The sequence below is a fragment of the Streptomyces sp. NPDC050674 genome, from assembly GCF_040654575.1.
In the GTDB taxonomy this organism is placed as follows: domain Bacteria; phylum Actinomycetota; class Actinomycetes; order Streptomycetales; family Streptomycetaceae; genus Streptomyces.
In genome coordinates this window covers 1-1,323 of sequence record NZ_JBFAIG010000061.1, presented here as the reverse complement: position 1 = coordinate 1,323, position 1,323 = coordinate 1, and the positions used below count along the sequence as shown (strand labels likewise).

1 protein-coding gene is annotated in these 1,323 nt (G+C 67.1%); it reads right to left on the bottom strand.

Annotation, left to right across the window (positions count from 1 at the left end):
* A partial coding sequence (locus tag AB0I06_RS34280; protein ID WP_363122769.1) for a DNRLRE domain-containing protein occupies positions 1-1,081 on the bottom strand: 1,081 nt, incomplete at its 3' end.
* Positions 1,082-1,323: the final 242 nt, after the last annotated feature.

Sequence of the window (1,323 nt, the reverse complement as noted above, 5' to 3'; positions counted from 1 at the left end):
TGTAGGCGTACTTCACGAGTTGCTTTCCGCCGACGGCCCAGAGGACACCGGCGGCCGGGTCGTATGAGACCTCGTGCGCGTCCTCCAGCGGGAAGACCTGGGGTGACGCGGCGTTCCAGGCTCCGGGTGCGCCCTGGGCCTTGGTGTAGACGGCGACGCCGCCTTCGGGTGCCCCGGAGACCGCGTCGGAGAACGCGACGACCACGTTGCCGTTCGGCAGCATCTCGACGCCGTGGAGGTTTCCGGTGGTGCCCACGTTGATGGCCCAGTGATAGCCGGCGAGCGACGGATAGGGGATCACGCCGACGAAGCCGCTGCCGCCGTCGCCGGTGACCAGAACGTTACCGCCGTACGGACCGCCAGGACGGAGCTTGTGCGAGGTGCCGCCCTTCCAGGTGTCACCTCCCAGGCTCGTGTCGAGGACCGAGTGGTAGGCGTCGGGGATCCACCGCTGGTACGGCCCGGATCTCAACCAGACGGAAGGGCTGGTCGAGTCGAAGAACTCAAGCGCCGCGTGCGCGGTGGGGTAGTTATTCGGGTATGTCGGGCCGAACTCGTTGCCCGACATGATCGGGGTGTGCCCCTCGTTGAATTCGACCTCGAGAGTGGGGGCGTTGTACGCGGCGTGGCACGCGTAGTCAGTCCCCACCGGGTTCATGGAGCAGAAGTCCTTGTAGCTGGACTTGCCGCTCTCGGCGGCGCTGAACCTGATCCCGTAGTTCGGCAGGCTCGCGTCCGCCCACCCCTTGACCCAGTCGGTCACGTCGATGCGCTGGATGCCGTTGGACGCGGCGGGATTGGTCTTGTTCGGCACGTCAGGGCAGTTCGGGTGGCCGACGCCGAACCAGGTGCCCTCGCCGGCGCCGACAGTGGGCTGGTTGGCCCAGGTGACGGTGGCCTGGTCCCACGCCGAGGTCACCGGGTAGACGCCCATCCACGCGTTGGCCGCGCAGTCGGAGACGAAGGAGTTGTAGACGCGCAGGGTGGCCCGCTTGATCGGCGCGCCGTGGAGCTTGGACACGTCGAAGCGCATGAAGCTCCGATACTTTGTCGCACCGTTGTCGGGCGTACCGACGTGCAGGATGTGCCCCTGCGAGTGATCCGCGTTGTCGGCGCTACTGATGTAGGTGTCCTGCAGACGCTTGATGATGTTCCGAGGGCCGGTCTGCGCTATGGGCGTGACGGTGGGAACTGCCGTCGTGGCGACCGGTTCGGCCTTCAGCTCCGGAACGTCTTCTGTCGTACGACGGGAGTGAGTTCTCCGGGTGGGCCAAGCAGGCCGGGGGGCGGCGGACCGTGCAGGGGGAGATCGAGGACGCCCTG